This is a genomic window from Klebsiella aerogenes KCTC 2190, from assembly GCF_000215745.1.
Lineage (GTDB): Bacteria > Pseudomonadota > Gammaproteobacteria > Enterobacterales > Enterobacteriaceae > Klebsiella > Klebsiella aerogenes.
In genome coordinates this window covers 832337-857478 of sequence record NC_015663.1, presented here as the reverse complement: position 1 = coordinate 857478, position 25142 = coordinate 832337, and the positions used below count along the sequence as shown (strand labels likewise).

Sequence of the window (25142 nt, the reverse complement as noted above, 5' to 3'; positions counted from 1 at the left end):
GGCGCGCGAACCCTCTATACTTCGCGCCGAAGCTGACCAGACAGTCGCCGCTTCGTCGTCGTCCTCTTAGGGGGAGACGGGCGGAGGGGAGGAAAGTCCGGGCTCCATAGGGCAAGGTGCCAGGTAACGCCTGGGGGGTGTCACAGCCCACGACCAGTGCAACAGAGAGCAAACCGCCGATGGCCCGCGCAAGCGGGATCAGGTAAGGGTGAAAGGGTGCGGTAAGAGCGCACCGCGCGGCTGGTAACAGTCCGCGGCACGGTAAACTCCACCCGGAGCAAGGCCAAATAGGGGTTCATAAGGTACGGCCCGTACTGAACCCGGGTAGGCTGCTTGAGCCAGTGAGCGATTGCTGGCCTAGATGAATGACTGTCCACGACAGAACCCGGCTTATCGGTCAGTTTCACTCCTTAGAAAACCCCGCCTCGGCGGGGTTTTTGCTATCTGGAGGTTGGAACAAAAATGAATGACTGTCCACTTTTAAACAGCTTTCTGGCTGCATTGCAGGCCGCGCTCGTTGATACTGTCACGCTTTGAAAATGTATCTTCTATCCATTAATCTCAATCCCTCATTTGCAGCGGTCATCATTCAGCTTAATGGATAGCAGGTTTTACGTGTTATCCAGACAGGGGCGGTGGACGTGAAAAATGTAGTGTTATTCCCTCAACTCAAAACGGCAATAGCATGGCTGGTTGGGCATGGCGAGACGATTATGCAGTTTGCCTGGAATATCGTGGCGGCGCTGATTATTCTTTTTATCGGGAGAATGCTTGCAAAAGTCCTCGCCAAAACCTTCGAGAAAATTCTGCTGCGACGCAACGTAGATGCGACAATCGTCCACTTCTTCGCCGCGCTGGTGCGCTATATCACCATGGCTTTTGCGATTGTCGCCGCGTTAGGTCGAGTAGGGATTGAAACTTCTTCCATCATCGCGGTTATTGGTGCGGCGGGTCTGGCCATTGGCCTGGCGCTGCAGGGCTCGCTGTCAAATTTTGCCGCTGGCGTACTGCTGGTGACTCTGCGTCCATTCAGGGCGGGTAATTTCGTGCAGGTTGGTTCGGTATCAGGGATGGTGCAATCGGTACATGTTTTTTCTACGACGCTGCTTACTGTAGATAATAAAGAAGTCATTATCCCGAACGGTAAAATTATTGCCGATAGCATCGTTAACTACTCCCGCCATCCCTATCGCCGCATCGATCTTACGCTCGGCGTAGCGTGTCATAGCCAAATATCGCACGTTAAACAGGTTATCCAGACGCTTATCGATGATGAAAAGCGCATCGATCATTCTCGCGGTACCACCGTTCGCCTGATTGAGCTGGCGCCCGGTTCGCTTAACTTTACCATTCGCGTATGGGTGAAAAATGCTGAGTATTGGGATACCTATTTCGATTTTCTGGAGAATATCAAAAATACGCTTGATGAAAATAATATCTTGCTGGCCGCGCCACGCATGGATATTAATTTAACATCAGCGGATTTAGCACGTGTTCAATAAGGAAGAAGAATTTTATATTTTATACAATTCATTTGGTGAATATATTATCTGAATATTTACACTGGTGAACATGATTTTTTACATATCGTCATTATTGTTCAGGGAATAATAGGTCGTCTTATCACTACGTACTTATTCAGGATAACAAGATGAACAAACTTTCTCGGATGGTATTAATGACGGCTGTAGCCGCAGGGTTCTCCATGGCGGCACAGGCCGCTGAGGTTACCGCCGCGCCGGCGCCGGCTCAGGATCCTATCGTTCAGCATTTAAAATTGAGCCAGGATCAGGTCGCAAAAATTAAGAGCCTGCATCAGGAAATGGAAAAGAACGTCCAGCAGATTTCACAGAAAGATATTAAAGATGGCGTGTTATTTGACGTGATCGATTCTGGTAAGTGGAATGAAAAAGCGGTTAAAGATCAGCTGGCGGCCTTTAGCAAGGTTGAGCAACAGGTGCGCTATTATCGCGTGAAGTACTATTTCGGCGTAAATCAGGTACTGACACCGGAACAACGTACTCAGGTGAAAAAAGATCTCTCTCAGGCATTGAGCGAGTAATAAAGTCGGCCCCGCTATGGGGCCGATTTCTTCAGGCGGCGTTATCTTCATCCTGCAACCGCGTTTGCGCATCTTCCACGATGGCTTCCAGTTCACTCAGCATCTCTTCATAGCCAAAGCCGATTGGGCTCATGGTTTCCACAGCGACTGGCTGGTCTAACGATTTTGCCTTTTTGCTTTTTTTCTTGCTCACTCACAAACTCCCGGGCTTCCTTGTTACACCGGTAAATCTATCAGCAAAGCGCGCAGCGGCGTATCGGCGACGAGGGTAATGTTAGCTTCGTCACGAATAAACGCGCCATCGCCGCAGGTTAATGCCTGTTTCTCTTCCTTTTTTGCCACGGCATGTACCGTCCCGTGAATCGACTGCAGATAGGCGCGCGGGCCGTGCAGTTGAACGTTGATCTCTTCGCCCTTCGCCAGCTGCAGATGATGGATCCACACCTGCTGACGCAGCTGTAAGCTGTCGCCGCTGCCGTCCGGTGAGGCTAATAGCTGAATCGGCGAATCGCCAACCGTCATTTTCTGTACCAGCGGGTTTTCGCGCTCCGGACAGGCGTCGAGCCACAGCTGCATGCGCGTCAACGACTGCTCTTTACTGAGATTATGCTCGCTGTAGCTGACCCCCGGTTGGGTGGAGAGCAGCAGGGCTTCTCCAGCTTTTGCCTGTATGTGGTTGCCGTCGCTATCGCGGTATTCCGCTTCACCTTCCAGAATCAGATTCAGGATATCGACCTTTGGGTAGGTACGCGGCTGAAATGACGCGCCCGGCGCCAGCACTTCTTGATTGAGTACGCGCAGCGAGGCGTAACCCAGCAATTTAGGGTCGAAGTAGTGGCCAAAGGAAAAGGTGTAGCGGGCCTGCAGCCAGCCGAAGTCTGCTTGACCGCATTGTTTGGCTGTTCGGGTTGTAATCATTTTCTTGACCTCTCTTTACACTAAATCAATGGTAAAGGTATGGACGCTGTATTGTTAGCCAGATATTCTGCCCGGTATGTTCAAAATTCCTGAATGAGAGCGAAATGGCGAAAGAGAGAGCATTAACGCTGGAAGCGTTACGCGTAATGGATGCAATAGACCGACGCGGGAGCTTTGCCGCTGCGGCTGACGAGCTGGGGCGCGTGCCTTCGGCCCTAAGCTACACCATGCAAAAACTGGAAGAAGAACTGGATGTGGTGTTGTTTGACCGTTCCGGCCATCGCACAAAATTTACGAACGTTGGCCGCATGCTGCTGGAACGCGGCCGCGTGCTGCTGGAAGCGGCGGACAAGCTGACCACCGATGCCGAAGCGCTGTCGCGCGGCTGGGAAACTCACCTGACCATCGTGACCGAAGCGTTAGTTCCTACCACCGATCTGTTTCCGCTGATTGAGAAACTGGCGACTAAATCCAATACCCAGCTGTCGATTATTACCGAAGTGCTGGCCGGTGCCTGGGAACGGCTGGAGCAGGGACGTGCTGATATTGTCGTCGCGCCGGATATGCATTTTCGTTCATCGTCAGAAATTAACTCGCGTAAGCTCTATTCGGTGTTAAGCGTTTATGTTGCCGCGCCGGATCACCCGATTCATCAGGAGCCAGAACCGCTTTCTGAGGTGACGCGGGTGAAATATCGCGGCGTCGCGGTGGCGGATACCGCGCGCGAGCGTCCGGTTCTGACGGTGCAGCTGCTGGATAAGCAGCCGCGTTTAACCGTCAGCACTATTGAAGATAAACGCCAGGCGCTGCTGGCGGGGCTTGGCGTGGCGACCATGCCGTATCCGTTGGTTGAGAAGGATATTGCCGAAGGGCGCTTGCGGGTCGTAAGCCCTGAATATACCAATGAAATCGATATCATTATGGCCTGGCGCCGCGACAGCATGGGCGAAGCCAAATCCTGGTGTCTGCGGGAGATCCCGAAACTGTTTACCGGCAGATAACGGGAAGATGCGCTCCTCCGCCGCGAGGAGCGCGTAAATCAGTAGGAGTAGGGTTTTGGATTTGGCCCAAAGCGATTGTTGCCGGGCGTGCCGTTCTGACAATTGAAAATCAAAATCACCAGCCAGCCGATGACCGGGATCAGCAGCAGCAGTAGCCACCACGCCGAGCGGTCGGTGTCATGCAGGCGACGAAACTGCACCGCCCACCAGGGTAAAAAAACCAGCACGCCGTAAATGGTCGTCAGGATGCCTTCACCCCCAGCACGTTGCCAGCCGAGCATCTTATCAATGATGCTTAGCACTGCGGTGAGAATGATGTTGACCAGAATAAACATCCAGTACTCTTTGCGCCGGGCGCGACCGCCAAAGCCAATATAGTTTCGTAATACTTTTAGATACCAGTCCATTTTCTCACGCCTTAGTTAACCATTAATCACTTGTTTTTAAAGCGATCAAAATAATCATAGGCGTGAATATCAAACTGGTAAATATCCGTTATCTGAATAAAAGGCGCCTTTCGGCGCCTTATTGATCAGCGGGAAAAGCGATCCCGCCCGTGCGGTTCGTTGAGATCCTGCTGCGGGCCCACGGAGATGATCCCCGTCGGGTTGATGGTTTTGTGGCTGCGATAATAGTGATTGCGGATATGTGGGAAATTCACCGTTTCCGCAATCCCCGGCATCTGGTAGATATCGCGCAGGAAACCGTACAGGTTGAGATAGTCGCTGATACGGCGCTTATCGCATTTAAAATGGGTAACATACACCGGGTCGAAACGGACCAGCGTTGTCCACAGGCGGATATCCGCTTCCGTTAACTGGTTCCCGGTCAGGTAGCGGTGCTGACCGAGGATCTGCTCAAGGCGTTCGAGCGAAGTAAACAGCGCAGCAACGGCTTCGTCGTAGGCCTGCTGGCTGGTGGCGAAACCGGCTTTATATACCCCGTTGTTAACGTTGTCGTAGATCCAGCTATTGAGATCGTCGATCTTTTCTCGCAACGCCGGCGGATAATAGTCGCCCGCACGCGCCCCCAGGCCATCAAACGCGGTATTGAACATGCGGATAATTTCAGCCGACTCATTGCTGACGATGGTCTGTTGTTTTTTATCCCACAGCACCGGAACGGTCACCCGGCCGGTGTAATGCGGATCGGCCTGCAGATAAAGCTGATAGAGGAACTGATGATGATAGAGCTGGTCGCCGGTCGCATCCGGGAAATCGTCGGCGAAGGTCCAGCCGTTTTCCAGCATCAGTGGATTCACCACTGAGACAGATATAAAGGGCTCTAATCCTTTCAACTTGCGCAGAATCAGGGTGCGATGGGCCCACGGACAGGCCAGTGAAACGTACAGATGATAGCGGTCTTTCTCTGCGGCGAAGCCACCTTCGCCCGCAGGGCCTGGCGCGCCATCGGCGGTGAGCCAGTTGCGGAAGGCTGAAACGGAACGCTTGAACCGTCCTCCGGTGGATTTGGTGTCATACCAGGTATCTTGCCAGACGCCGTCGACTAATTGTCCCATTACTTCCTCCTTCAGATAGCAAAAGCGAGGAGATAGCCCCTCGCTTTTTTAGATTTTTACTCAGTATAGTGCGCTTACCACTTTTTATTCAGCACGCGGTCGATGCTGAATGCGCCCGGACCCGTCACGGCCAGCAGTAGATAACCACCAGCGATGGTCAGGTTTTTCATGAACATCAGCGAGTTCACGCCTTCAGCAAAGTTGCTGTGGAACAGGAACGCGGTCAGCAGGGTAAAGCCTGCGGTGAACAGCGCGGTAGTGCGAGTCAGGAAACCGAACAGAATTGCCAGACCGCCGCCAAACTCAAGCAGAATAGTCAGCGGCAGCAGCGCTCCCGGAACACCCATCGCTTCCATATACTGCTGCGTACCTGCATACCCGGTGATTTTTCCCCAACCAGCGGTAATGAACAGAATCGGCATCAGAATACGCGCTACCAGTACACCAACATCTTCTAATTTTTTCATTTCTTACTCCAGAAAACCCAAAGGGCGGCGATTTCGTTTTTTAGAGCAATCCTGCGTGGTTACGCGGGCTTGCTGTCGATGGAGAGGATATTAGCGAGCTTGAGAGGGGATTGTTAGCAAGGAAAACTGTAGTTCTTTTTCAAAGTTTCTGAGCAATTGGTGCGATCGGTGAAAATATTTTCCGAGGCGCCTCGCAGCGTGCGTGGCTATTGATTGTTTTATCACCAGAGGCATCTTATCCTTGCCCGTTCCGGCCAGTTGACTAGCCCTGGCAGATTTTTTCGTCAACTGGCGCAGGGAATGCCTGAACATAAGGAGCAACTGATGACATTAGCAGAATGGTTTGAAGAGCGTGGGCGCACAAAGGGAAGAAAACAGGGTCGTGAAGAAGGTAGAGAAGAAGGCGAACGTCAGGCGACGCGTAAAATAGCTCTTGCGATGCTTCGTAACGGCGTTGATAGCGCGCTGGTCAGTAAAACCACCGGTTTAAGCGAACAAGAGCTCAGCGCGCTGGCGCACTGAGCGAGCAATTAACGCGATGCGGACTGACGCAGAATCCCTTTGACCATCCGCCAGGTGCTCCAGATGCCGAGGCCGCGTTTGCCCCAGCGGATTAAAAAGCGCGGATGGCGCACTGACCAGATAGCCATTACCCCGCTGCCGACCATCGCCCATGAACGCAGGTGTTTCAGCGTTTGCCAGCCGCGATCGATAGGCGAGGTGGCTTCCAGCCAGTGACGATGGCTGGCGGCCAAATCCAGCCGCTGTTGCTGGATTTGGCGCAGCAGCAGCGCTTTTCGCTGGTCGCGTTCCTGTTGGCCGCTCATCGACGATCGTCCTCAAGCAGCGCGCGATCGTTCGCCAGTTCGTCGCGGGTATGACGTAAAAACGTTGAGCGGCGAGCTTTCCTGAGGGTCCAAATTCCCCCTATTAGCGAGGCGAGCAACAGGACGCTGGTGGTCGCGATCATTACATGCAGACGGTACTGCGGATCGACGGCCCAGATGATCAGCACTAGCAGGCTCATCAGCCCAAAAGCGGCGAATAGCAGCGTTAGCCCGAGCATCAGCAACAGCTGGAAGAGGTTCGCTTTCTCCTCTTCCAGCTCCACGACGACCAGGCGCAAACGCGTTTCCACCATTTCGACCAGCAGCGTAATGATCCGCTGGCCGATGCCGAATACGCTCTGTCCCGGGCCCTGCGTGTGTTGAGAGTTTGCCATAATTAACGGCGCGACAGCAGTACGCCGACCACCAGCCCGACAGCTGCGCCAATACCCACGCCGGTCCACGGATTCTCGCGAACGTACTCATCGGCGCGAGCAGCGGTTTCACGCGTCTGCTTAACGATGGCATCGCTGGTGTCGCTGAGACGCACACGGCTGTCTTTCAGCACGCTTTCCGCTTTGCTACGCAGTTTGCCGAGTTCTTCTTTTGATTTATCGGTTGAGGAGTTCAGAACTTCTTCCAGCGTATCAGCCAGATTTTTCAGCTCAGCGCGTAGATCTTCTGCAACGTTATCTTTAGCCATCTTGTTCTCCTGTAGCGTTTACCAATTAATAATCGCGTGACTCAAGCGCTTTCAGTTCCTGCTGCGCTTCATCCAGTTTGCGTTCCCGTTTGCTAATTTTGTCTGCATCGCCTTTCTGCTTCGCCTCGCTCAGATCGCGCTGACGTTCGGCAACTTCGGCCTTCTGTTTAGCGATTTTCCGCTGATGATCAGCCCTGACTTTACTGTCGCTGCAGTTAGCGCGAACTTCCTGCAGCGCTCTGTTCAGGCCGTCAATGCGATGCTGATTATGGTGTTTTTCGGCATAGCTGATCTCCCGTTGGATACTCTGTTCTTTTTCCTGACAAGGAGAGGCTGCGAAGGCGCTGGCGCTAAGTGAGGTCAGTGCCAGTAATAGTGCGATGCGGTATTTCATGGATTCTACCTTCCATTGTGTGAGGGGATATCGGTGATATACCCAATCCAGTCAACAATACGAGCCAGGCGGTTCCCGCAGTCTTAATAATAGACACGAAAGCGGGACATCACCAAACCGTACGAAAAGATTCGGAATTTTTGACGCGTTATCCAAAACGGCGCGGAGCATCGCGCAGGCGGGATAACCAGGCGGTGGCAGAATTTTCTTCATCCACCAGAGCAATAATATAACCGTGAGGCAGAGCCCGGCCCAATACTTCTTTTGCCGCGGCGCCCTGAGCGTTGGAATCGAATTTGATCAGCAGGCCGTCTTTTTGCGGGGTGATGCTCTTAAAACGGATGCCGTTGGCGTCAAGATGATGCCAGACGGAAAAACCGTCCGGCATAGCGACGCCCTGGCTGACGGGACGGATGGCCAGAGTGGACTCATGCTGACTGACGGTCAGCCACAGCCAGACGATGGCGCAAAGCAGCAGTGAGCCGCCCAGCATCCACCGCAGCTGGCGCCAGGAAGGACGTTTGATGACCATGCTCAGCTCCGACTGCTGTGTTTTTTCTTCCACAGTACAACCAGGGAGCCGATCAGACCGAAGACCAGCAGCGCAACCGGCAGCAGCATCAGGCACGACATCAGCTGATCTTCATACTTCAGGAATACCGGTGTTTTACCCAGCAGATAGCCGAGAGAGGTAAGAATCAACACCCACAGCAGACCGCTCATCCAGTTAAAGAACTGGAAACGCGCGTTATTCAGACCGGAGATACCGGCAATCGTTGGCAGTAGGGTACGTACGAAGGCGATAAAGCGGCCAATTAGCAGCGCCGATAATCCGTGCTTGTGGAACAGGTGATGGGCTCGCTGGTGATAATGCGACGGTAAATGCGATAGCCAGTTTTGCACGATCCGCGTATTGCCCAGCCAGCGTCCCTGGATGTAGCTCACCCAGCAGCCGAGGCTGGCCGCCGCCGTCAAAAGCAGTAGCGTTTCCGGGAAGCCCATCGCCCCTTTGGCGATCAAAACGCCGACCAGCACCAGCAGGCTATCACCCGGTAAAAACGCCGCCGGCAGTAAACCGTTCTCAAGGAACAAAATCATAAATAAGACAAAATAGAGCATGCCAATCATGGAGGGATTAGCGAGCGTTTCGTAATCCTGGGCCCATAAGGCATTCAGTAATTGGGTTAGTAGTTCCATTCACGATTCCTGGTACATCGGTTAACGGTACGTCTTATACATAGCGACTAGATTATTTTTTAGAGTATGGCCGCTGTTGAGACGTTCTGATCGGATCCTTGATTAAACAGTAAGTAAACACTTACATGCAGAACGACAAAATGCATCTAATTGTAACAAACTAGCTGACTTTCCGTCAGAGAAATTGCAGTTTGTTGCTGATTGATTTTGCGGGTTGCGGGGACGAGTAGCGAGAGGATTTACACAGGCTGACACTATATATGCTTTGCTTACCCTGTCGGGTTTGCGGGCAGAAAAAGAGGTTCTGCCCGTGGAGGGGATAATACGTTATTTTGCCCCGTTCGCCGCGGTATCGAGATGAACCACCGGATTTTCGGCAAACAGGTAGCGATCGGCATTGAATTCAAAGTCATCGCTGGTTTCGTTAAACAACATCAGCTTGGTATTTTCCAGATGCTGCCACATCGCCAGCTTCGCCGCGTGAGGGTCTTTACGAATTAACGCCTTGAGGATTTGGTCATGATCGTCGCACCAGTTGTCGACGGTGCGCAGGTCGATATGATCGTGTAGTTTTTTCCAGTACGGGTTATGTACACGCTGGGTCCACATCTTCTCTACGATGGCGGCAAGCGCGGTGTTCTGGGTGGCCAGCGCGACCTGGACATGGAACTGCAGGTCCCATTCGGAATCGCGGAAGCACTTCTCGTTGCGGGCTTTCTCCTGAATTTCCATTAGCTTCATGATGTCCTGTTTGGTCACCTGAGTCGCGGCGAATTCAGCGATATTGCTCTCAATCAACTGACGGGCCTGGAGTAATTCAAACGGACCATAGTTGGCGAACTCCAGCGATTCATCCACCACCTGTTGGTATTTCGGGTGGTTGGAAATAACGTGGATGCCGGAGCCTTTGCGGACTTCAACATAGCCTTCGACTTCCAGCATGATGATGGCTTCGCGAACCACGGTGCGGCTGACGCTTTTTTCATCGGCGATGAAGCGCTCTGCGGGCAGCTTATCCCCTACAAGGTAGACGCCTTGTTCGATACGCGTCTTTAGCTCAGCGGCAAGCTGCTGATAGAGACGGCGCGGTTCACTGATTTCCATATTCGCTCCCGGAAGATGGCGACAATATTCGATTTGTTATACCACTTTTACGCGCTTTCCACCACTGGAAGGCACAAAAAAAGCCGCCTTAAAAGGCGGCTTAGTCGGTGCAAAATCATCTTGCAGTTTAGCTTTGCGTCACCGGTTTACTGGTATTGAGCGGCGTCGAGTCATCGTCGGCCGATTTGTTTTTCAGTACCGTCCAGATAACCAGCGCGCCCAGCAGGTCGAAGACCGCCAGCACCGCGAACAGCGGGCTGAAGCCGATGGTATCCGCCAGCGCGCCGACGACCAGCGCGAATAGGGTGCTGGCCAGCCATGCCGCCATCCCGGTCAGACCGTTGGCGGTCGCCACTTCGTTACGGCCAAATACGTCGGAAGAGAGGGTGATCAGCGCACCGGACAAGGCCTGGTGAGCAAAACCGCCGACGCACAGCAGCGCGATCGCCACATACGGGCTGGTGAACAGGCCAATCATGCCAGGACCAATCATCAGCAGGGCGCCCATCGTCACGACCATTTTACGTGAGACGATAAGATTCACGCCAAACCAGCGCTGGAACAGCGGCGGCAGGTAGCCGCCGACGATGCAGCCGAGGTCGGCGAACAGCATCGGCATCCAGGCGAACATGGCGATCTCTTTCAGGTTAAAGCCGTAAACCTTAAACATGAACAGCGGGATCCAGGCGTTGAAGGTACCCCAGGCCGGTTCTGCGAGGAAGCGCGGCAGCGCAATACCCCAGAACTGACGGTTACGCAGGATCTGCCACGGCGACATTTTCTTCGCGTTATTGGTCTGATGCTGAGATTCCTGGCCGCCGATGATGTAGTCACGTTCTTCATCGGTGAGTTTTTTCTGATCGCGCGGGTGTTTGTAGAAAATCAGCCAGGCCATTGCCCAGGCGAAGCTCAGTACCCCGGAAATAATAAATGCCATCTGCCAGCTGTGCATGACAATTGCCCAGACTACCAGCGGCGGAGCAATCATTGCGCCGATAGAGGAGCCGACGTTGAAATAGCCGACGGCGATGGAACGCTCTTTCGCCGGGAACCATTCGGAGCTGGCTTTCAGACCGGCAGGGATCATCGCCGCTTCCGCTGCGCCGACCGCGCCGCGGGCCAGCGCCAGGCCGCCCCAGCTGCCTGCCAGCGCCGTTGAACCGCAGAATACCGCCCAGGCGATAGCAAAGAAGGCGTAGCCAATTTTGGTGCCAAGCACATCGAGCACATAGCCGGCAACCGGCTGCATAACGGTATATGCAGCGGAGTAGGCGGCGATGATATAAGAATATTGTTGGGTTGAAATGTGCAACTCTTCCATCAGCGTCGGCGCAGCCGCCGCTACGGTGTTACGAGTCAGGTAACCCAGCACGGTGCCCAGCGTCACCAGTGCGATCATATACCAACGTAACCCTTTAATTTTACGCATGTAAAACCTCATCGTTGTTGTCTCTCCGCAGCGTATGCGGCCATCTTTCGTCCCGCCAGGGAAGGAGGATGGGGAAACGGAGGGTTCAGGACGTGAACTGAACCTTGCCATCAGTGGTTAAAGTGAAACCGGCATCCCTACCGTTTAAGCCGATGTTATTCACACCGGTAATGCATTCCGTCGGTTTATATGTTGCGACGGCAGAAAGATAACTTGTCATACAACTTTAAAAGTTGAGTACTGTCACAAAAGTGGGAAAGTTTGTAGGGACATTAATCGCGTCAATTAAAGCCAGTACTGGCGCGGCTTGCAGCGATGTTTACTCCTTTGGTGGTGCTTTTTTTGTCGACGTTTATTGATCTAACTCACGAAAAATACTTCGGCCTGTAGAAATTGGTGTGATAACTTTGTCAGCATTAGAGTCAATCATCTGATGGGCTCCTTGATGGGGCGAAGAGGACACGACAATGACACCGTTTATGACCGAAGATTTTCTGCTTGATACCGAGTTTGCCCGCCGCCTGTACCACGATTACGCCAAAGATCAGCCGATTTTCGACTACCACTGCCACCTTCCGCCGCAGCAGGTTGCCGAAAATTATCGTTTTAAGAACCTGTATGACATCTGGCTGAAAGGTGACCATTACAAATGGCGCGCGATGCGTACCAACGGCGTGGCGGAGCGCCTGTGTACCGGCGATGCTTCCGATCGCGATAAATTTGACGCCTGGGCGGCAACCGTTCCTCATACCATCGGTAACCCGCTATACCACTGGACGCATTTAGAGCTGCGCCGTCCTTTTGGTATTACAGGTAAGTTGTTGTCGCCAGCCACGGCGGATGAAATCTGGAACCAGTGTAATGAGTTGCTGGCTCAGGAGTCGTTCTCCGCCCGTGGAATCATGAAGCAGATGAATGTGAAGATGGTGGGGACGACCGACGATCCGATTGATTCACTGGAGCATCATGCGGCGGTCGCTAAAGATAGTACTTTTGATATCAAGGTATTGCCGAGCTGGCGCCCGGATAAAGCGTTCAACATCGAGCAGGCCACTTTTAACGATTACATGAGCAAGCTTGGCGAAGTCTCCGATACCGAGATTCGCCGTTTTGCCGATCTGCAAAGCGCGCTGACTAAGCGTCTGGATCACTTTGCCGCTCACGGCTGTAAAGTTTCCGACCACGCGCTGGACGTGGTGCTGTTCGCTGAAGCGAGCGATAACGAACTGGATAGCATTCTGGCGCGCCGTCTGGCGGGCGAAACGCTCAGCGAGCATGAAGTCGCGCAGTTCAAAACGGCGGTACTGGTGTTCCTCGGTGCGGAATACGCGCGCCGCGGCTGGGTACAGCAGTACCACATCGGCGCGCTGCGTAATAACAACCTGCGTCAGTTCAAACTGTTAGGGCCGGATGTTGGCTTCGACTCCATCAACGACCGTCCGATGGCCGAAGAGTTATCGAAGCTGCTGAGCAAGCAGAACGAAGAAAACCTGCTGCCGAAAACTATTCTGTACTGCCTGAACCCACGCGATAACGAAGTGCTGGGCACTATGATCGGTAACTTCCAGGGCGAAGGCATGCCGGGCAAGATGCAGTTCGGTTCCGGCTGGTGGTTCAACGATCAGAAAGACGGCATGGAACGTCAGATGACCCAACTGGCGCAGCTTGGCCTGTTGAGCCGCTTTGTCGGCATGCTGACCGACAGCCGCAGCTTCCTCTCCTACACCCGCCACGAATACTTCCGCCGTATTCTGTGCCAGATGATCGGCCGCTGGGTGGCTGCTGGCGAAGCGCCTGCGGATATCGCGCTGCTGGGCGAGATGGTGAAAAACATCTGCTTTAACAATGCGCGTGATTACTTCGCCATTGAATTGAACTAAGGCCAGAGGTCGGTTGATATGCAATACATCAAAATCCATTCGCAGGATAACGTCGCGGTGGCGCTGGCGGATATGACGTCAGGCAGCGTGGTGACGATTGATAACGATACCGTCACCCTTAGCCAGGATGTTGTCCGCGGTCATAAGTTCGCGCTGCGGGCCATTGCGAAAGGTGAAAACGTCATTAAGTACGGGTTGCCGATTGGTCATGCGCTGGCGGATATCGCGCCGGGCGAGCATGTTCATGCGCACAATACGCGTACCAATCTGAGCGATCTTGACGCGTATCGCTATCAACCAGACCTGGTTGAACAACCGGCGCAACCTGCGGATCGCGACGTCGAGATTTATCGTCGCGCCAGCGGTGAAGTCGGCGTGCGTAACGAATTATGGATCCTGCCGACCGTGGGCTGCGTTAACGGCATCGCCCGGCAGATCCAGAATCGTTTCCTGAAAGAGACCAACGACGCGGAAGGCACCGACGGCGTCTTCCTTTTCAGCCACACCTACGGCTGCTCGCAGTTGGGAGATGACCATATCAACACCCGTACCATGCTGCAAAACATGGTCCGCCACCCGAATGCCGGGGCGGTGTTGGTGATTGGTCTTGGCTGCGAGAACAACCAGGTTGATGCCTTCCGTGAAACGCTGGGGGATTTTGACCCGGAACGCGTGCACTTCATGATTTGCCAACATCAGGAAGATGAAGTGGAAGCGGGAATTGAGCATCTTCATCAGCTCTATGAAGTGATGCGCCATGATAAACGCGAAGCGGGTAAACTGAGCGAACTGAAGTTTGGCCTTGAGTGTGGCGGCTCGGACGGCCTGTCCGGCATTACCGCTAACCCAATGCTGGGGCGTTTTTCTGACTACCTGATTGCGAACGGCGGCACTACGGTGTTGACCGAAGTGCCGGAAATGTTCGGCGCTGAGCAACTACTGATGAGCCACTGTCGCGACGAAGAGACCTTCGGCAAACTGGTCACCATGGTCAATGATTTTAAACAGTATTTTATCGCCCACGACCAGCCTATCTACGAGAACCCGTCGCCGGGTAACAAAGCGGGCGGTATCACGACGCTGGAAGATAAGTCGCTTGGCTGCACGCAGAAAGCGGGTTCCAGCCAGGTGGTTGACGTTCTGCGCTACGGTGAACGTTTGAAAGTCCACGGGTTGAATCTGTTGAGCGCGCCGGGTAACGACGCGGTGGCGACCAGCGCGCTGGCGGGCGCCGGCTGCCATATGGTGCTGTTCAGTACCGGCCGCGGCACCCCTTATGGCGGTTTCGTTCCGACGGTAAAAATCGCTACCAACAGCGAGCTGGCGGCGAAGAAAAAGCACTGGATTGATTTCGATGCCGGGCAGTTAATTCACGGGAAAGCGATGCCGCAGGTGTTGGAGGAGTTTGTCGATCTGATCGTCGATATCGCCAACGGCAAGCAGACCTGCAACGAACGCAATGATTTCCGCGAACTGGCAATCTTTAAAAGCGGCGTCACGCTGTAACGACGGTGACTACCGCGGTGTTTGAAAGGTCGGATAAGCGTAGCGCCATCCGACAACATTAAACTCCCCCCGGTCGCGCTTACGCTTACCGGGGCTACCAACTGAATAGGTCCGTAGATACTGTTATCGATTTGCAACTGTTTTGGTCCGGGAAAAACAGTTGTTTTTTATTATTTCAGAGCAGATTGCGCTCCCGATATTTCTTCTGCGTTATGTCCCTCATGGCGCAGGGAGCGCACAAAGGGCGGCCAGTCGCCGCCGCCCTCTGTACTCCCGGGCTCTGGCCGCCAAAATCGCCACTTCGTGGTACCTTCGACTTATCCCTGCAGGCTTCGGGTCGGGCCGAGGCAGCGTCCCTGCAAATCACGGCCCTCAGCCCGCATCCATGCGGGCTGCCCCGGCCTTCCGGGAACGTCTCAGCGATTTTGAGGCCACCAACACCGGCAGTTTCAGCCAGCATGGTGAATAAATTAAAGGCAGGCCGCACGTACCGTAGGTCGGATAAGCGTAGCGCCATCCGACAATACGCTAACTACGCAGGGCGTTCTTCGCCAGCTGTTCGTCTTCGGCCATACAGGCCGCGGCGGTGAACAGCGCATCGGTTGACGAGTTGAGCGCCGTTTCGCAGGAATCCTGCAGCACGCCGATAATAAAGCCGACGGCGACGACCTGCATGGCGACATCGTTCGGAATACCGAACATGTTACAGGCCAGCGGGATCAGCAGCAGCGAACCGCCTGCCACCCCGGAAGCGCCGCAGGCGCACAGCGAGGCCACTACGCTCAGCAGCAGCGCCGTCGGTAGATCCACCGGAATATTCAACGTATGTACCGCCGCCAGCGTCAGCACGGTGATAGTAATCGCCGCGCCTGCCATATTGATGGTCGCCCCCAGCGGAATAGATACCGAATAGGTATCGCGATCCAGATTCAGCTTCTCGCACAGCGCCATATTCACCGGAATGTTGGCGGCGGAGCTGCGGGTAAAGAAGGCGTAGACGCCGCTTTCACGCAGGCAGGTCAGCACCAGCGGATACGGGTTACGGCGGATTTTCCAGAATACCAGCAGCGGGTTAATCACCAGCGCCACCAGTAGCATGCAGCCGATCAGCACCAGCAGCAACTGGGCGTAGCCCCACAGGGTATCGAAACCAGTCGTCGCCAGCGTTGAGGAGACCAGGCCAAAAATACCCAGCGGCGCAAAGCGGATCACCAGCTTGACGATAAAGGTCACCGCGTGCGAAACGTCGTTAATCAGGTTTTTAGTGCTGTCGTTACCGTGGCGCAGCGCGAAGCCCAGCCCCACCGCCCACACCAGAATACCGATATAGTTGGCGTTCAGCAGCGCGTCGATAGGGTTAGCCACCATGCTCATCAGCAGTCCGCGTAGCACCTCTACAATCCCCGATGGCGGGGTGATGCTGTCCGCCGCGCTGGTCAGATGCAGCGTAGAAGGGAAAACAAAGCTAAACAGCACCGCGGTGAGCGCCGCGCTGAAGGTCCCCAGCAGATAGAGAAACAGAATCGGGCGGATACTGGTTTTTTGTCCGTGCTGATGGTTTGCGATCGACGCCATCACCAGCATTAATACCAGTACCGGCGCGACGGCTTTCAGCGCGCCGACGAACAGCGTTCCCAGCAGCCCGACCGCGATAGCGGCCGGTTTCGAGACCAGCGCCAGTACCACGCCAAGTACCAGTCCCAACAGGATTTGTTTCACCAGACTGCCCTGCGCCAGGCGCTGCAGCAGCCCCGACGGGCGGGTTTGTGTTGTCATAAATCATTCCTTCCAGTGATGTAGCAGTCCATCCCGGCGACGTATTATTTGTTACGTTTATGTCCGGATGTAAATGAATGTTTGCATGGTCGAGTATACGGAAAGAACGCGAGGGAGGAAGCGTATTCTACTGTTTCTTGCACGCCGATCTTATTTTTTAACTATATATTAACGTTTTTGTGACATGGATAAAGATTATGCGCGGGAAAGCTAACGCAGGGCGGCGTATCCCGGCCAGATACGCGATATCTGGCCGGGAACAGGGGGTTATTGCAGCTGTTTCTTCTTATCGTTCTGTTTGTTCACCCAGGCGTTAATCAGCAGCGTCGCCGCCAGGATACCGCCCACCACGCCGAGGGAAACGGCGATCGGAATGTGGTAGAAATCGACGATTAGCATCTTGATACCGATAAACACCAGGATCACCGACAGACCATATTTCAGCATCGAGAAGCGTTCGGCGACGCCCGCCAACAGGAAATACATCGCACGCAGGCCGAGAATCGCAAACAGGTTAGAGGTCAGCACGATAAACGGGTCGGTGGTCACCGCGAAAATCGCCGGGATGCTATCAACGGCGAAAATCACGTCGCTCAGCTCAACCAGGATCAGCACCAGCAGCAGCGGCGTGGCGAACAGTACGCCATTTTTACGGGTGAAGAAGCGCTCGCTCTCGATTTTATCCGTCATCCGTAGATGGCCGCGGATCCAACGCACCAGCGGCTTATCGCCGATCCCGGAATCATCTTCTTTCGCCAGCGCCATTTTCACCCCGGTAAACAGCAGGAACGCGCCGAACACGTACAGTAGCCATTCGAACTGCGAAATCAGCCAGCTGCCGGTGAAGATCATAATGGTACGCAGGACAATCGCCCCGAGGACGCCATACACCAGTACCCGGCGCTGTAGCGCTGGCGGCACGGCAAAGTAGCCAAAGAGCATTAGCCAGACGAAGACGTTATCGACCGCCAGTGATTTTTCGATCAGATAACCGGTGAGGAAGGCTAACGCCTGCGGATCGGCGACGGCGCGGCCCTGCGTTTGCACCAAATACCACCAGAAAGCGGCGTTAAACAGCAGGGAGAGGGTGACCCACAGGATGGACCAACCGGCGGCCTGCTTCATGGTCATGGTATGCGCACCGCGCCTTCCCTGAAGCAGTAAATCGATCGCCAGCATGATGACCACGACTACAGCGAATCCGCCCCATAACAACGGCGTGCCGACACTATTCATTGCGTTATTCCTTACATAAAAACAAAACGGCTGTCGTCGGAAGACGGCAGCCGCTGCGCTTTTATGCATAGACCTCGCCTTCCGGCAAGGTCTCACTTACAACAAGAGCGGACATGGATCCTTGATCTTGTTGCCCGGCGACCGGATGCGGTTTTGCACGCATCGTAATGACGATCGACCGGCCAGGAAGTTACTCCCCTTTGCACGTAACAAAGTATTACAAGTTATAAAGGGCGTCAATTGAGGTCGAGGGCCCATTTACACTCCTTTACGCTATACCCGTCATACTTCAAGCTGCAGGTGCGTTGGCTGCGTGCGTTCACCCCAGTCACATAGTTATCTATGCTCCTGGGGATTCGCGCACTTGCCGCCTTCCTGCAACTTGAATTATTTAGGGTATAGGTTGAGTATCCGCCGGGAAGACCACGCCGGTCTGGCGACGGATTTCGCTAAGCAGTTTTGCCGTAATGCGGCTGACCTCAAGCCCGGGATGATCGACATCGTTGGCTTCCACCAGCCGCGCGAACGCTTCCGCTTCATACAGCATAGTATTGATGTGCTGAGGCTGGGTGAGATCCTGCGCTTTTCCGCCGCGTGGAATAAAGGCCACCTTCTGACATTCGGAGATTTTCTCAATCACCAGCGCGCCCTCTTCGCCCTGGATTTCGCTAGGGATAGTGGAGTCGCTGACCTTCGAGTGGTGCAGGGTGACATCGAAATCGCCGTAACTCAGCACTACCGTGCCCTGGCCATCAACACCGCTTGCCAGCAGGCTGGCGCTGGCATGGACCGCTTGCGGTTCGCCCCACAGCGCGACCGCTGAGGCGAGGCAGTAAAAACCGATATCCATAATCGAGCCATTGGAAAAGGCCGGGTTGAAAGTATTCGGGTTTTCGCCGTCGAGATAGCGCTGATAACGCGAAGAGTACTGACAGTAGTTGATGAAGGCTTTACGTAATTTGCCCACTTTATCGAGCGCTTCGCGCAGCAGCAGGAAGTTGGGCAGGCTGGCGGTTTTGAAGGCTTCAAACAGCACCACGTTGTTTTCTTTAGCCACGGCAATCGCCGCTTCAACCTCTTGCAGGTTCGATGCCAGCGGCTTTTCGCAAATCACGTGCTTTTTATGGCTCAGGAACAGGCGGGTTTGCGGGAAGTGTAGCGAGTTCGGGCTGGCAATATAGACCGCGTCAACGTCAGGGCTCTGCGCCAGTTCATCGAGCGAGGTAAACAGATGCTCGACCGGGTAGTCATTAGCGAAAGCTTGCGCCTGTTCAAGGCTGCGGGAATAAATCGCGGTGAGTTTAAATTTACCGGTTTCATGGGCGGCATCGACAAACTGCTTAGTAATCCAGTTTGTGCCAACAACTGCGAAACGTATCATAAACGTTGACGAACTCCGTTAAAGGGGACCTTTCGTCACTCTAGCACGCCATGATGACAAAACGAGTGCGCTATCACGCAGAACGGTTTAACGAAAGGTGCGTCAGCCACAGGCGGGTATCGAACTCTAACTGGTGATACTGCGGCTCCATATGACAGCACAGCTGATAGAAGGCTTTGTTGTGATCCTTCTCTTTTAAGTGCGCCAGTTCATGAACCACGATCATGCGCAGAAACGCTTCCGGCGCGTCGCGAAACACCGTCGCTACGCGGATTTCCGCTTTGGCTTTCAGTTTGCCTCCCTGAACGCGGGAAATGGCGGTATGCAGACCAAGCGCGTTCTTCAGCACGTGGATTTTACTGTCGTACATCACCTTATTGATTGGCGCCGCCCCGCGCAGATAGCGGGCCTTCAGATCCTGGGTGTATTGATATAACGCCTTATCACTGTTGACATCATGCCCCTGCGGATAGCGCTTTTGCAGCACCTCGCCGAGACGGTCTTGCTCGATTAAGGTGGTCACCTGCGACAGCAGCGATTCGGGGTAGCCCTGAAGGTAAGGTAGCGTGTTCATGGTGAAAAAAGTTTACTTCTCCGGAGAATTGAGCGATAACACGCGCGAATTTTAGCATTTCGGAGGGGCGATGAGCCAGGTAGAGTTAAACGGTGAGTTATTCACATTAGAGCGGTTCCCACCTAACGCTGAAGAAGAAGCGCTTCAGGCATGGGAAGCGGCGGATGAATATCTGCTGCAACAGGTGAATGACGTCGACGGCCTGACGCTCATCTTCAACGACGGCTTCGGCGCGCTCTCCTGCGCGCTGGCGGAGCGCAACCCGGTCAGCATCAACGACTCCTTTATTTCCGAGCTGGCGACCCGCCACAACCTGCGGATGAACGGTATCGATGAAGAGAGCGTGCGCTTTCAGGATAGCCTGAGCCCGCTGCCGGCCGCGCCGGCGCTGGTGCTGATTAAGGTGCCAAAACAGCTGGCGCTGCTGGAACAGCAACTGCGCGCGCTGCGCGAAGTGGTGACGCCGGAAACCCGCATTATCGCCGCGGCGAAAGCCCGAGATGTGCACAACTCGACGCTGGCGCTGTTTGAAAAAATCCTCGGCACTACCACCACCTCGCTGGCGTGGAAAAAAGCGCGTCTGATCCACTGCGTTTTCACGGCCCCCAAGCTTGCCGATGCGCCGCAAACCTACAGCTGGAAGCTGGACGGTACGCCGTGGACCATCCATAACCACGCCAACGTTTTTGCCCGCAGCGGCCTGGACATCGGCGCGCGTTTCTTCCTTCAGCACTTACCGTCTGATTTAGAAGGCGAGATCGCCGATCTCGGCTGCGGCAATGGGGTGATTGGCCTGCAGGCGCTGGCGCAAAATCCAAAAGCCAGCGTGATGTTCACCGATGAGTCGCACATGGCGGTGGCTTCCAGCCGTTTGAACGTCGAGCGCAACCTGCCGGAAGATATCGCACGCTGTGAATTCATGGTCAACAACTCGCTCTCCGGCATTGAGCCCGACCGCTTTACGGCGATTCTGTGTAATCCGCCGTTCCATCAGCAACACGCTATTACCGACCATATCGCCTGGCAGATGTTTAACGATGCCCGCCGCAGCCTGAAATACGGCGGCGAGCTGTACGTCGTCGGCAACCGCCACCTCGATTACTTCCGTAAGCTGAAGCGCGCTTTTGGTAATTGCACGACGATTGCGACGAACAATAAGTTTGTCATTTTGAAAGCAACGAAGGTGCGTAAGCAGCGCTGATTCTTGTTGTTGTTTCCCCCCGGCTTGCGGCTGTCGCCTTAGCCGGGCTACCGACTGTCGCCTTAGCCGGGCAACCGTTCGGGATTATCGTGGTAGCCCGGGGAAGGCGCATCGCGCCGCCCCCGGGACACGGCTAAATCGCCAGCGCCAGTTTTGTGCCCTGGGCAATCGCCCGACGCGCATCCAGCTCCGCCGCCACGTCGCAACCGCCGATGAGATGCACCGTTTTCCCCGCCGCGCGCAGCGGATCCGCCAGCTCGCGGCGCGGTTCCTGACCGGCGCAGATCACCACCTGATCGACCGCCAACAGTTGGCGCTCGCCGCCGATAGTGACATGTAACCCTTCATCATCGATCTTTTCATAGCTGACCGCCGGGATCATTTTCACGCCGCGCGCCAGCAGCGTCGCGCGGTGGATCCAACCGGTGGTTTTGCCGAGCCCTTCGCCCGGTTTGCTGGCTTTGCGCTGTAGCATCACAATCTGTCGCGGGCTTTTACTCAGCTGTGGGCCCTCAGGACTCAGCCCTCCCGCCGTTTGCAGGCTGGTATCGATACCCCATTCGCGGCAGAACTCGCCGATATCCAGGCTGGTGGCCGCGCCCGACTGGCTTAAATACATCGCGGTGTCGAAGCCGATGCCGCCGCAGCCGATAATCGCCACCTTCGCGCCAACCGGCGCTTTATCGCGCAAGACATCAAGGTAGCTCAGCACTTTAGGATGATCGATCCCGGCGATCGCCGGCAGGCGCGGGGCGATACCGGTGGCGAGGATCGTCTCATCGAACGCCAGCAGATCGTCTGTCGTGACGCGGGTGTTCAGGCGTAGATCGACACCATGAAGATCGAGCATGGTGCGGTAGTAACGCAACGTCTCGTGAAACTCCTCTTTGCCGGGGATCTGTTTGGCGATATTAAACTGGCCGCCGATCTCCGGGAGCGCATCGAACAACGTGACATGATGACCGCGGGCGGCGGCGTTAACGGAGAAGGCCAGACCGGCCGGCCCGGCGCCGACGACCGCCAGCCGTTTAGGCGCGTTGGCAGGCAGGACCGGCATCAGGGTTTCATGACAGGCGCGCGGGTTGACCAGACAAGAGGTGACTTTGCCGGCGAAGATCCGATCGAGACACGCCTGGTTGCAACCGATGCAGGTATTGATCTCCCTGGCGCGATCGCGCTGCGCTTTCGACATAAATTCGGCGTCGGCGAGGAACGGGCGGGCCATCGATACCATATCGGCATCGCCGCGGGCGAGAATATCCTCCGCGACCTGCGGATCGTTGATGCGGTTGGTGGTGATCAACGGGATCGACACCGCGCCCTTCAGCTCGCGGGTGACCCAGCTGAAAGCTCCGCGCGGTACCGGCGTGGCGATGGTCGGAATGCGCGCTTCGTGCCAGCCAATCCCGGTGTTGATAATTGTCGCTCCCGCCGCTTCAATCGCTGTGGCCAGTTCGGTGACTTCCGTCAGCGTGCTGCCGTCGTTGACCAGATCGAGCATCGACAGACGGTAGATGATAATGAAATCGTGACCGGCGCGCTGGCGTACCGCCTTAACCACCTCTACGGCGAAACGCATGCGCCTGACATAATCGCCGCCCCATTGGTCGTCGCGCTGGTTGGTGCGCGCGGCGAGAAATTCGTTAATCAGATAGCCTTCTGAACCCATCACTTCGACGCCGTCATATCCCGCTTCACGCGCCAGTTGGGCGCAGTGGGCAAAATCATCGATCAGCGTCAGGATCTCATCGTGGCTCAGTTCATGTGGTGTAAAACGGTTAATCGGCGCCTGTAGCGCCGAAGGGGCCACTAGCGCGGGCTGGTAGCTGTAGCGCCCGGTGTGCAGGATCTGCAGGGCGATTTTGCCGCCTTCCTGATGTACCGCGTCGGTAATATGGCGATGGTGCGCCAGATGGCTGGCATCGTTGAGTACCGCACCGCCGGCCATGGTGACGCCAGAGGGCGCCGGAGCGATGCCGCCGGTGACGATCAGCGCCACGCCGTGACGGGCGCGTTCGGCGTAAAAGGCCGCCAGCCGCTGCGCGCCGTCCGGCAGCTCTTCCAGCCCGGTGTGCATTGAGCCCATCAACACGCGGTTTTTGAGCGTTGTGAAGCCCAGCTCAAGCGGGGCGAAAAGCGACGGATAGCGGCTCATAGTGGCTTCCAATGTAAAATTATTGTTATGTGGTCGGATGAGTTACTAATTTAGCCGTCGCGGAGAAAAAGGGAAAAGGGGAGTGCGGTGATTGTGATGGGATTCAAAGAACGGAAATCGTTGTCCCTCACCCCGGCCCTCTCCCAAAGGGAGAGGGGGAAAGGCGGATCGGTACTGGTGGTTAGGGTGACGGGGAAGACGCTACGCGCTGGCGGCGCTCCAGGCCCGGTGCCTGCCACATCGATGTTGTCAGCCCGCTATCGACAAGGCCAAGCTGATCGGCGTACACCGTCTGCCACTTGCTCATCATCTCCTGATACAGCTCGCGATGCTGCGGATTTGGGGTGAACTCGCGGTGCCAGCTCACTAACCGTTCTCCTGTACTGGCCATATCGCCATACAGTCCGGCGCCGGTTCCGGCGGCGATGGCGCAGCCCAGAGCGGTGGCTTCGCGGACGACCGGCACCCGCACCGGCAGGCCGATGACGTCGCTGAGGATCTGGCTCCACAGCGCGCCTTTAGAGCCGCCGCCGGCAAACACCAGGCTCTCGAATGTCACCCCGGAGAACTGTGAAATCTGCGCCAGGTTGCAGGCGGAGACAATCGCCGCGTTCTCCTCCAGCGCGCGGAACAGGGTCGCTTTGTTGCACTTCTCCGGATCGATGGAGAGGTTAATAAACGACGGCGCGGCGTGGTACCACTGCTTAAAGTGCATGGCGTCGGAAAAAATAGGCATCACGCCATGGGAACCGGCTGGCACGCGGCTGGCCATCTCTTCCAGTAGTGAATAGGCATCAACGCCGAGCCGCTCGGCAATCAGTTTTTCTTCAGCGCAGAAGGCGTCGCGGAACCAGCGCATGGTCAGCCCGGTAAAGAAGCTGATCGATTCCGCCTGCGCCATGCCGGGAATGACATGAGGATTAACGCGAATATTCATCTGCGGATCGGTACGCACCTGCGGCAGGTTGACCACCTGCTGCCAGAAAGTGCCGCCGAGTACTGCAGTTTGCCCGGCGCGCACCACCCCAAGGCCCAGGCAGCCGAGCTGGACGTCGCCGCCGCCCATCACTACCGGCGTCCCGGCGCGCAGGCCGCTCTGCTGTGCCGCCGTTTCGGTGACGGCGCCCAGCAGGGTACCGGTCTCTTTGACCGGCGACAGCATATCGGCGCGCAGCCCGGCCATATCCAGCAGCGCCGGACGCCAGTCGCGGCTGAACAGGTCGAGCATGCCGGTGGTGCCGGCGTTTGACGGGTCGACCGCCAGCTCGCCGGATAGCTTCGCCGCCAGCCAGTCGCTGATCATGGTGATGGTTGCCGCTTTGCGGTAGATATCGGGGCGGTGGTGCGCCAGCCACAGCAGGCGCGGCATGGCGCTAAGCGCCAGGGTTTGTCCCGAGACCTCGTATACCTCGGATTCAAAACGATAGTCGTGGATCTCCTTAAGCTCCGCCACTTCGCGGCTGGCGCGGGCATCGACGTTGGCGCAGGCCCAGATGGCCTCGCCGTCGCGGTCATAGAGGACGATCCCTTCGCGCATCGAACAGCAGGCGACGGACTGAATATCGGCGGCAGAGAGCCGGGCGGCATCGAGCGCCTGGCGAATGCACTGGCAGGCCAGCTGCCAGTTGGTGGTAAGGTCGAACTCCATCGAGCCGGGGACGTTATCGACGCTCAGGTGTTTCCATTCGGCCTGGCCTACCGCCAACTGGCGCCCATTAAGATCGAAAATGATCGCCCGAATGCTGCCGGTCCCGGCATCTAACGCTAACAGGTAACTCATGACATGCGCCTCGCTGTTGTCGCGCGGCGCCA

26 protein-coding genes and 1 other RNA gene are annotated in these 25142 nt (G+C 55.6%); 8 read left to right on the top strand and 19 right to left on the bottom strand.

Annotated elements, in window-relative coordinates; genetic code table 11:
- Positions 1–28: 28 nt before the first annotated feature.
- The 3 genes from rnpB to EAE_RS04135 all read left to right on the top strand — a co-directional run bounded on the left by rnpB (position 29) and on the right by EAE_RS04135 (position 2062).
- Positions 29–409, top strand: an RNA gene (rnpB, locus tag EAE_RS04145) — RNase P RNA component class A.
- A 232-nt stretch (positions 410–641) separates the two neighbouring features.
- The gene (locus EAE_RS04140) at positions 642–1502 is read left to right on the top strand and encodes a mechanosensitive ion channel domain-containing protein (protein ID WP_047058858.1); all 861 of its coding nucleotides are present in this window, start codon (positions 642–644) and stop codon (positions 1500–1502) included.
- 149 nt (positions 1503–1651) lie between these two features.
- Positions 1652–2062, top strand: coding sequence for a Spy/CpxP family protein refolding chaperone (locus tag EAE_RS04135; RefSeq protein WP_015703575.1), 411 nt, complete (start codon positions 1652–1654; stop codon positions 2060–2062).
- A gap of 31 nt (positions 2063–2093) precedes the next feature.
- Here the strand turns inward: EAE_RS04135 and EAE_RS25005 are convergent, their stop codons facing one another.
- Positions 2094–2255, bottom strand: a complete 162-nt coding sequence (locus EAE_RS25005; RefSeq protein ID WP_015703574.1) for a hypothetical protein — start codon at positions 2253–2255, stop codon at positions 2094–2096.
- A 23-nt stretch (positions 2256–2278) separates the two neighbouring features.
- Complete coding sequence (locus EAE_RS04130; RefSeq protein WP_015703573.1) at positions 2279–2980, bottom strand: pirin family protein; 702 nt, start codon at positions 2978–2980, stop codon at positions 2279–2281.
- A gap of 104 nt (positions 2981–3084) precedes the next feature.
- On the opposite strand from EAE_RS04130, the gene EAE_RS04125 reads away from it, so the two are divergent.
- A complete protein-coding gene (locus tag EAE_RS04125; protein WP_015369566.1) occupies positions 3085–3981 on the top strand; it encodes a LysR family transcriptional regulator in 897 nt (298 codons plus the stop codon).
- 38 nt (positions 3982–4019) lie between these two features.
- Here EAE_RS04125 and EAE_RS04120 read toward each other — a convergent pair whose 3' ends face one another.
- The 3 genes from EAE_RS04120 to EAE_RS04110 form a co-directional block, all read right to left on the bottom strand.
- Positions 4020–4388, bottom strand: a complete 369-nt coding sequence (locus tag EAE_RS04120; RefSeq protein ID WP_015369567.1) for a DUF805 domain-containing protein — start codon at positions 4386–4388, stop codon at positions 4020–4022.
- Positions 4389–4513: 125 nt separating this feature from the next.
- The gene (locus EAE_RS04115; protein WP_015703572.1) at positions 4514–5500 is read right to left on the bottom strand and encodes a glutathione S-transferase family protein; all 987 of its coding nucleotides are present in this window, start codon (positions 5498–5500) and stop codon (positions 4514–4516) included.
- 74 nt (positions 5501–5574) lie between these two features.
- On the bottom strand, positions 5575–5967 hold the full coding sequence (locus EAE_RS04110) for a DoxX family protein (protein ID WP_015703571.1): 393 nt from the start codon (positions 5965–5967) through the stop codon (positions 5575–5577).
- Between the two features lie 324 nt (positions 5968–6291).
- Here EAE_RS04110 and EAE_RS04105 point away from each other — a divergent pair, with 324 nt between their 5' ends.
- On the top strand, positions 6292–6489 hold the full coding sequence (locus tag EAE_RS04105; protein ID WP_015369570.1) for an RpnC/YadD family protein: 198 nt from the start codon (positions 6292–6294) through the stop codon (positions 6487–6489).
- An 8-nt stretch (positions 6490–6497) separates the two neighbouring features.
- Here the strand turns inward: EAE_RS04105 and EAE_RS04100 are convergent, their stop codons facing one another.
- From EAE_RS04100 to exuT, 8 genes are all read right to left on the bottom strand, one after another.
- Positions 6498–6794 carry a YqjK-like family protein gene (locus EAE_RS04100; protein WP_015703570.1) on the bottom strand — a complete coding sequence of 99 codons (297 nt, stop codon included), beginning with the start codon at positions 6792–6794 and terminating at the stop codon, positions 6498–6500.
- Complete coding sequence (locus tag EAE_RS04095) at positions 6791–7189, bottom strand: phage holin family protein (protein WP_015369572.1); 399 nt, start codon at positions 7187–7189, stop codon at positions 6791–6793. Before EAE_RS04095 ends, EAE_RS04100 begins: the two co-directional genes overlap by 4 nt.
- 2 nt (positions 7190–7191) lie before the next feature.
- The gene (locus EAE_RS04090; RefSeq protein WP_015369573.1) at positions 7192–7497 is read right to left on the bottom strand and encodes an ElaB/YgaM/YqjD family protein; all 306 of its coding nucleotides are present in this window, start codon (positions 7495–7497) and stop codon (positions 7192–7194) included.
- Between the two features lie 25 nt (positions 7498–7522).
- Entirely contained in the window at positions 7523–7891 is a 369-nt protein-coding gene (locus tag EAE_RS04085; protein ID WP_015369574.1) for a DUF1090 domain-containing protein, read from the bottom strand.
- Between the two features lie 148 nt (positions 7892–8039).
- Entirely contained in the window at positions 8040–8417 is a 378-nt protein-coding gene (gene mzrA / locus EAE_RS04080; protein ID WP_161799831.1) for an EnvZ/OmpR regulon moderator MzrA, read from the bottom strand.
- Positions 8418–8425: 8 nt separating this feature from the next.
- A complete protein-coding gene (yqjA, locus tag EAE_RS04075; RefSeq protein ID WP_015369576.1) occupies positions 8426–9088 on the bottom strand; it encodes a DedA family general envelope maintenance protein YqjA in 663 nt (220 codons plus the stop codon).
- A gap of 327 nt (positions 9089–9415) precedes the next feature.
- Positions 9416–10192, bottom strand: a complete 777-nt coding sequence (gene exuR, locus EAE_RS04070) for a transcriptional regulator ExuR (RefSeq protein WP_015369577.1) — start codon at positions 10190–10192, stop codon at positions 9416–9418.
- Between the two features lie 127 nt (positions 10193–10319).
- Entirely contained in the window at positions 10320–11621 is a 1302-nt protein-coding gene (gene exuT, locus EAE_RS04065) for a hexuronate transporter ExuT (protein WP_015703568.1), read from the bottom strand.
- A gap of 467 nt (positions 11622–12088) precedes the next feature.
- Here exuT and uxaC point away from each other — a divergent pair, with 467 nt between their 5' ends.
- Positions 12089–13501 carry a glucuronate isomerase gene (gene uxaC, locus EAE_RS04060; protein WP_015703567.1) on the top strand — a complete coding sequence of 471 codons (1413 nt, stop codon included), beginning with the start codon at positions 12089–12091 and terminating at the stop codon, positions 13499–13501.
- Between the two features lie 18 nt (positions 13502–13519).
- Positions 13520–15007 carry a UxaA family hydrolase gene (locus tag EAE_RS04055; RefSeq protein ID WP_015703566.1) on the top strand — a complete coding sequence of 496 codons (1488 nt, stop codon included), beginning with the start codon at positions 13520–13522 and terminating at the stop codon, positions 15005–15007.
- 528 nt (positions 15008–15535) lie between these two features.
- Here the strand turns inward: EAE_RS04055 and sstT are convergent.
- The 4 genes from sstT to EAE_RS04035 all read right to left on the bottom strand — a co-directional run bounded on the left by sstT (position 15536) and on the right by EAE_RS04035 (position 19974).
- Positions 15536–16783, bottom strand: coding sequence for a serine/threonine transporter SstT (gene sstT, locus EAE_RS04050; RefSeq protein ID WP_015703565.1), 1248 nt, complete (start codon positions 16781–16783; stop codon positions 15536–15538).
- A gap of 267 nt (positions 16784–17050) precedes the next feature.
- Positions 17051–18019, bottom strand: coding sequence for a TerC family protein (locus EAE_RS04045; RefSeq protein ID WP_015703564.1), 969 nt, complete (start codon positions 18017–18019; stop codon positions 17051–17053).
- A 391-nt stretch (positions 18020–18410) separates the two neighbouring features.
- Entirely contained in the window at positions 18411–19400 is a 990-nt protein-coding gene (locus EAE_RS04040) for a Gfo/Idh/MocA family protein (RefSeq protein WP_015703563.1), read from the bottom strand.
- 73 nt (positions 19401–19473) lie between these two features.
- Entirely contained in the window at positions 19474–19974 is a 501-nt protein-coding gene (locus EAE_RS04035) for a M48 metallopeptidase family protein (protein ID WP_015369584.1), read from the bottom strand.
- 70 nt (positions 19975–20044) lie between these two features.
- On the opposite strand from EAE_RS04035, the gene rlmG reads away from it, so the two are divergent.
- Positions 20045–21175, top strand: a complete 1131-nt coding sequence (rlmG, locus tag EAE_RS04030; protein WP_015703562.1) for a 23S rRNA (guanine(1835)-N(2))-methyltransferase RlmG — start codon at positions 20045–20047, stop codon at positions 21173–21175.
- A gap of 133 nt (positions 21176–21308) precedes the next feature.
- Here rlmG and EAE_RS04025 read toward each other — a convergent pair whose 3' ends face one another.
- Entirely contained in the window at positions 21309–23330 is a 2022-nt protein-coding gene (locus EAE_RS04025) for an NADPH-dependent 2,4-dienoyl-CoA reductase (RefSeq protein WP_015703561.1), read from the bottom strand.
- A 181-nt stretch (positions 23331–23511) separates the two neighbouring features.
- Entirely contained in the window at positions 23512–25110 is a 1599-nt protein-coding gene (gene lsrK, locus EAE_RS04020) for an autoinducer-2 kinase (protein ID WP_015703560.1), read from the bottom strand.
- Between the last annotated feature and the right edge of the window lie 32 nt (positions 25111–25142).

Bases quoted from the DNA above. Each gene is read 5' to 3' on its own strand.
- EAE_RS04135 (WP_015703575.1), top strand. From the start codon at position 1,652: ATGAACAAACTTTCTCGGATGGTATTAATGACGGCTGTAGCCGCAGGG.
- exuT (WP_015703568.1), bottom strand. From the start codon at position 11,621: ATGCGTAAAATTAAAGGGTTACGTTGGTATATGATCGCACTGGTGACG.
- sstT (WP_015703565.1), bottom strand. From the start codon at position 16,783: ATGACAACACAAACCCGCCCGTCGGGGCTGCTGCAGCGCCTGGCGCAG.
- EAE_RS04055 (WP_015703566.1), top strand. From the start codon at position 13,520: ATGCAATACATCAAAATCCATTCGCAGGATAACGTCGCGGTGGCGCTG.
- EAE_RS04090 (WP_015369573.1), bottom strand. From the start codon at position 7,497: ATGGCTAAAGATAACGTTGCAGAAGATCTACGCGCTGAGCTGAAAAAT.
- EAE_RS04045 (WP_015703564.1), bottom strand. From the start codon at position 18,019: ATGAATAGTGTCGGCACGCCGTTGTTATGGGGCGGATTCGCTGTAGTC.
- uxaC (WP_015703567.1), top strand. From the start codon at position 12,089: ATGACACCGTTTATGACCGAAGATTTTCTGCTTGATACCGAGTTTGCC.
- rlmG (WP_015703562.1), top strand. From the start codon at position 20,045: ATGAGCCAGGTAGAGTTAAACGGTGAGTTATTCACATTAGAGCGGTTC.
- EAE_RS04130 (WP_015703573.1), bottom strand. From the start codon at position 2,980: ATGATTACAACCCGAACAGCCAAACAATGCGGTCAAGCAGACTTCGGC.
- EAE_RS04115 (WP_015703572.1), bottom strand. From the start codon at position 5,500: ATGGGACAATTAGTCGACGGCGTCTGGCAAGATACCTGGTATGACACC.
- EAE_RS04110 (WP_015703571.1), bottom strand. From the start codon at position 5,967: ATGAAAAAATTAGAAGATGTTGGTGTACTGGTAGCGCGTATTCTGATG.
- EAE_RS04025 (WP_015703561.1), bottom strand. From the start codon at position 23,330: ATGAGCCGCTATCCGTCGCTTTTCGCCCCGCTTGAGCTGGGCTTCACA.
- EAE_RS04105 (WP_015369570.1), top strand. From the start codon at position 6,292: ATGACATTAGCAGAATGGTTTGAAGAGCGTGGGCGCACAAAGGGAAGA.
- EAE_RS04125 (WP_015369566.1), top strand. From the start codon at position 3,085: ATGGCGAAAGAGAGAGCATTAACGCTGGAAGCGTTACGCGTAATGGAT.
- EAE_RS04120 (WP_015369567.1), bottom strand. From the start codon at position 4,388: ATGGACTGGTATCTAAAAGTATTACGAAACTATATTGGCTTTGGCGGT.
- exuR (WP_015369577.1), bottom strand. From the start codon at position 10,192: ATGGAAATCAGTGAACCGCGCCGTCTCTATCAGCAGCTTGCCGCTGAG.
- EAE_RS04085 (WP_015369574.1), bottom strand. From the start codon at position 7,891: ATGAAATACCGCATCGCACTATTACTGGCACTGACCTCACTTAGCGCC.
- yqjA (WP_015369576.1), bottom strand. From the start codon at position 9,088: ATGGAACTACTAACCCAATTACTGAATGCCTTATGGGCCCAGGATTAC.
- lsrK (WP_015703560.1), bottom strand. From the start codon at position 25,110: ATGAGTTACCTGTTAGCGTTAGATGCCGGGACCGGCAGCATTCGGGCG.
- EAE_RS04035 (WP_015369584.1), bottom strand. From the start codon at position 19,974: ATGAACACGCTACCTTACCTTCAGGGCTACCCCGAATCGCTGCTGTCG.
- EAE_RS04100 (WP_015703570.1), bottom strand. From the start codon at position 6,794: ATGAGCGGCCAACAGGAACGCGACCAGCGAAAAGCGCTGCTGCTGCGC.
- EAE_RS04095 (WP_015369572.1), bottom strand. From the start codon at position 7,189: ATGGCAAACTCTCAACACACGCAGGGCCCGGGACAGAGCGTATTCGGC.
- EAE_RS04040 (WP_015703563.1), bottom strand. From the start codon at position 19,400: ATGATACGTTTCGCAGTTGTTGGCACAAACTGGATTACTAAGCAGTTT.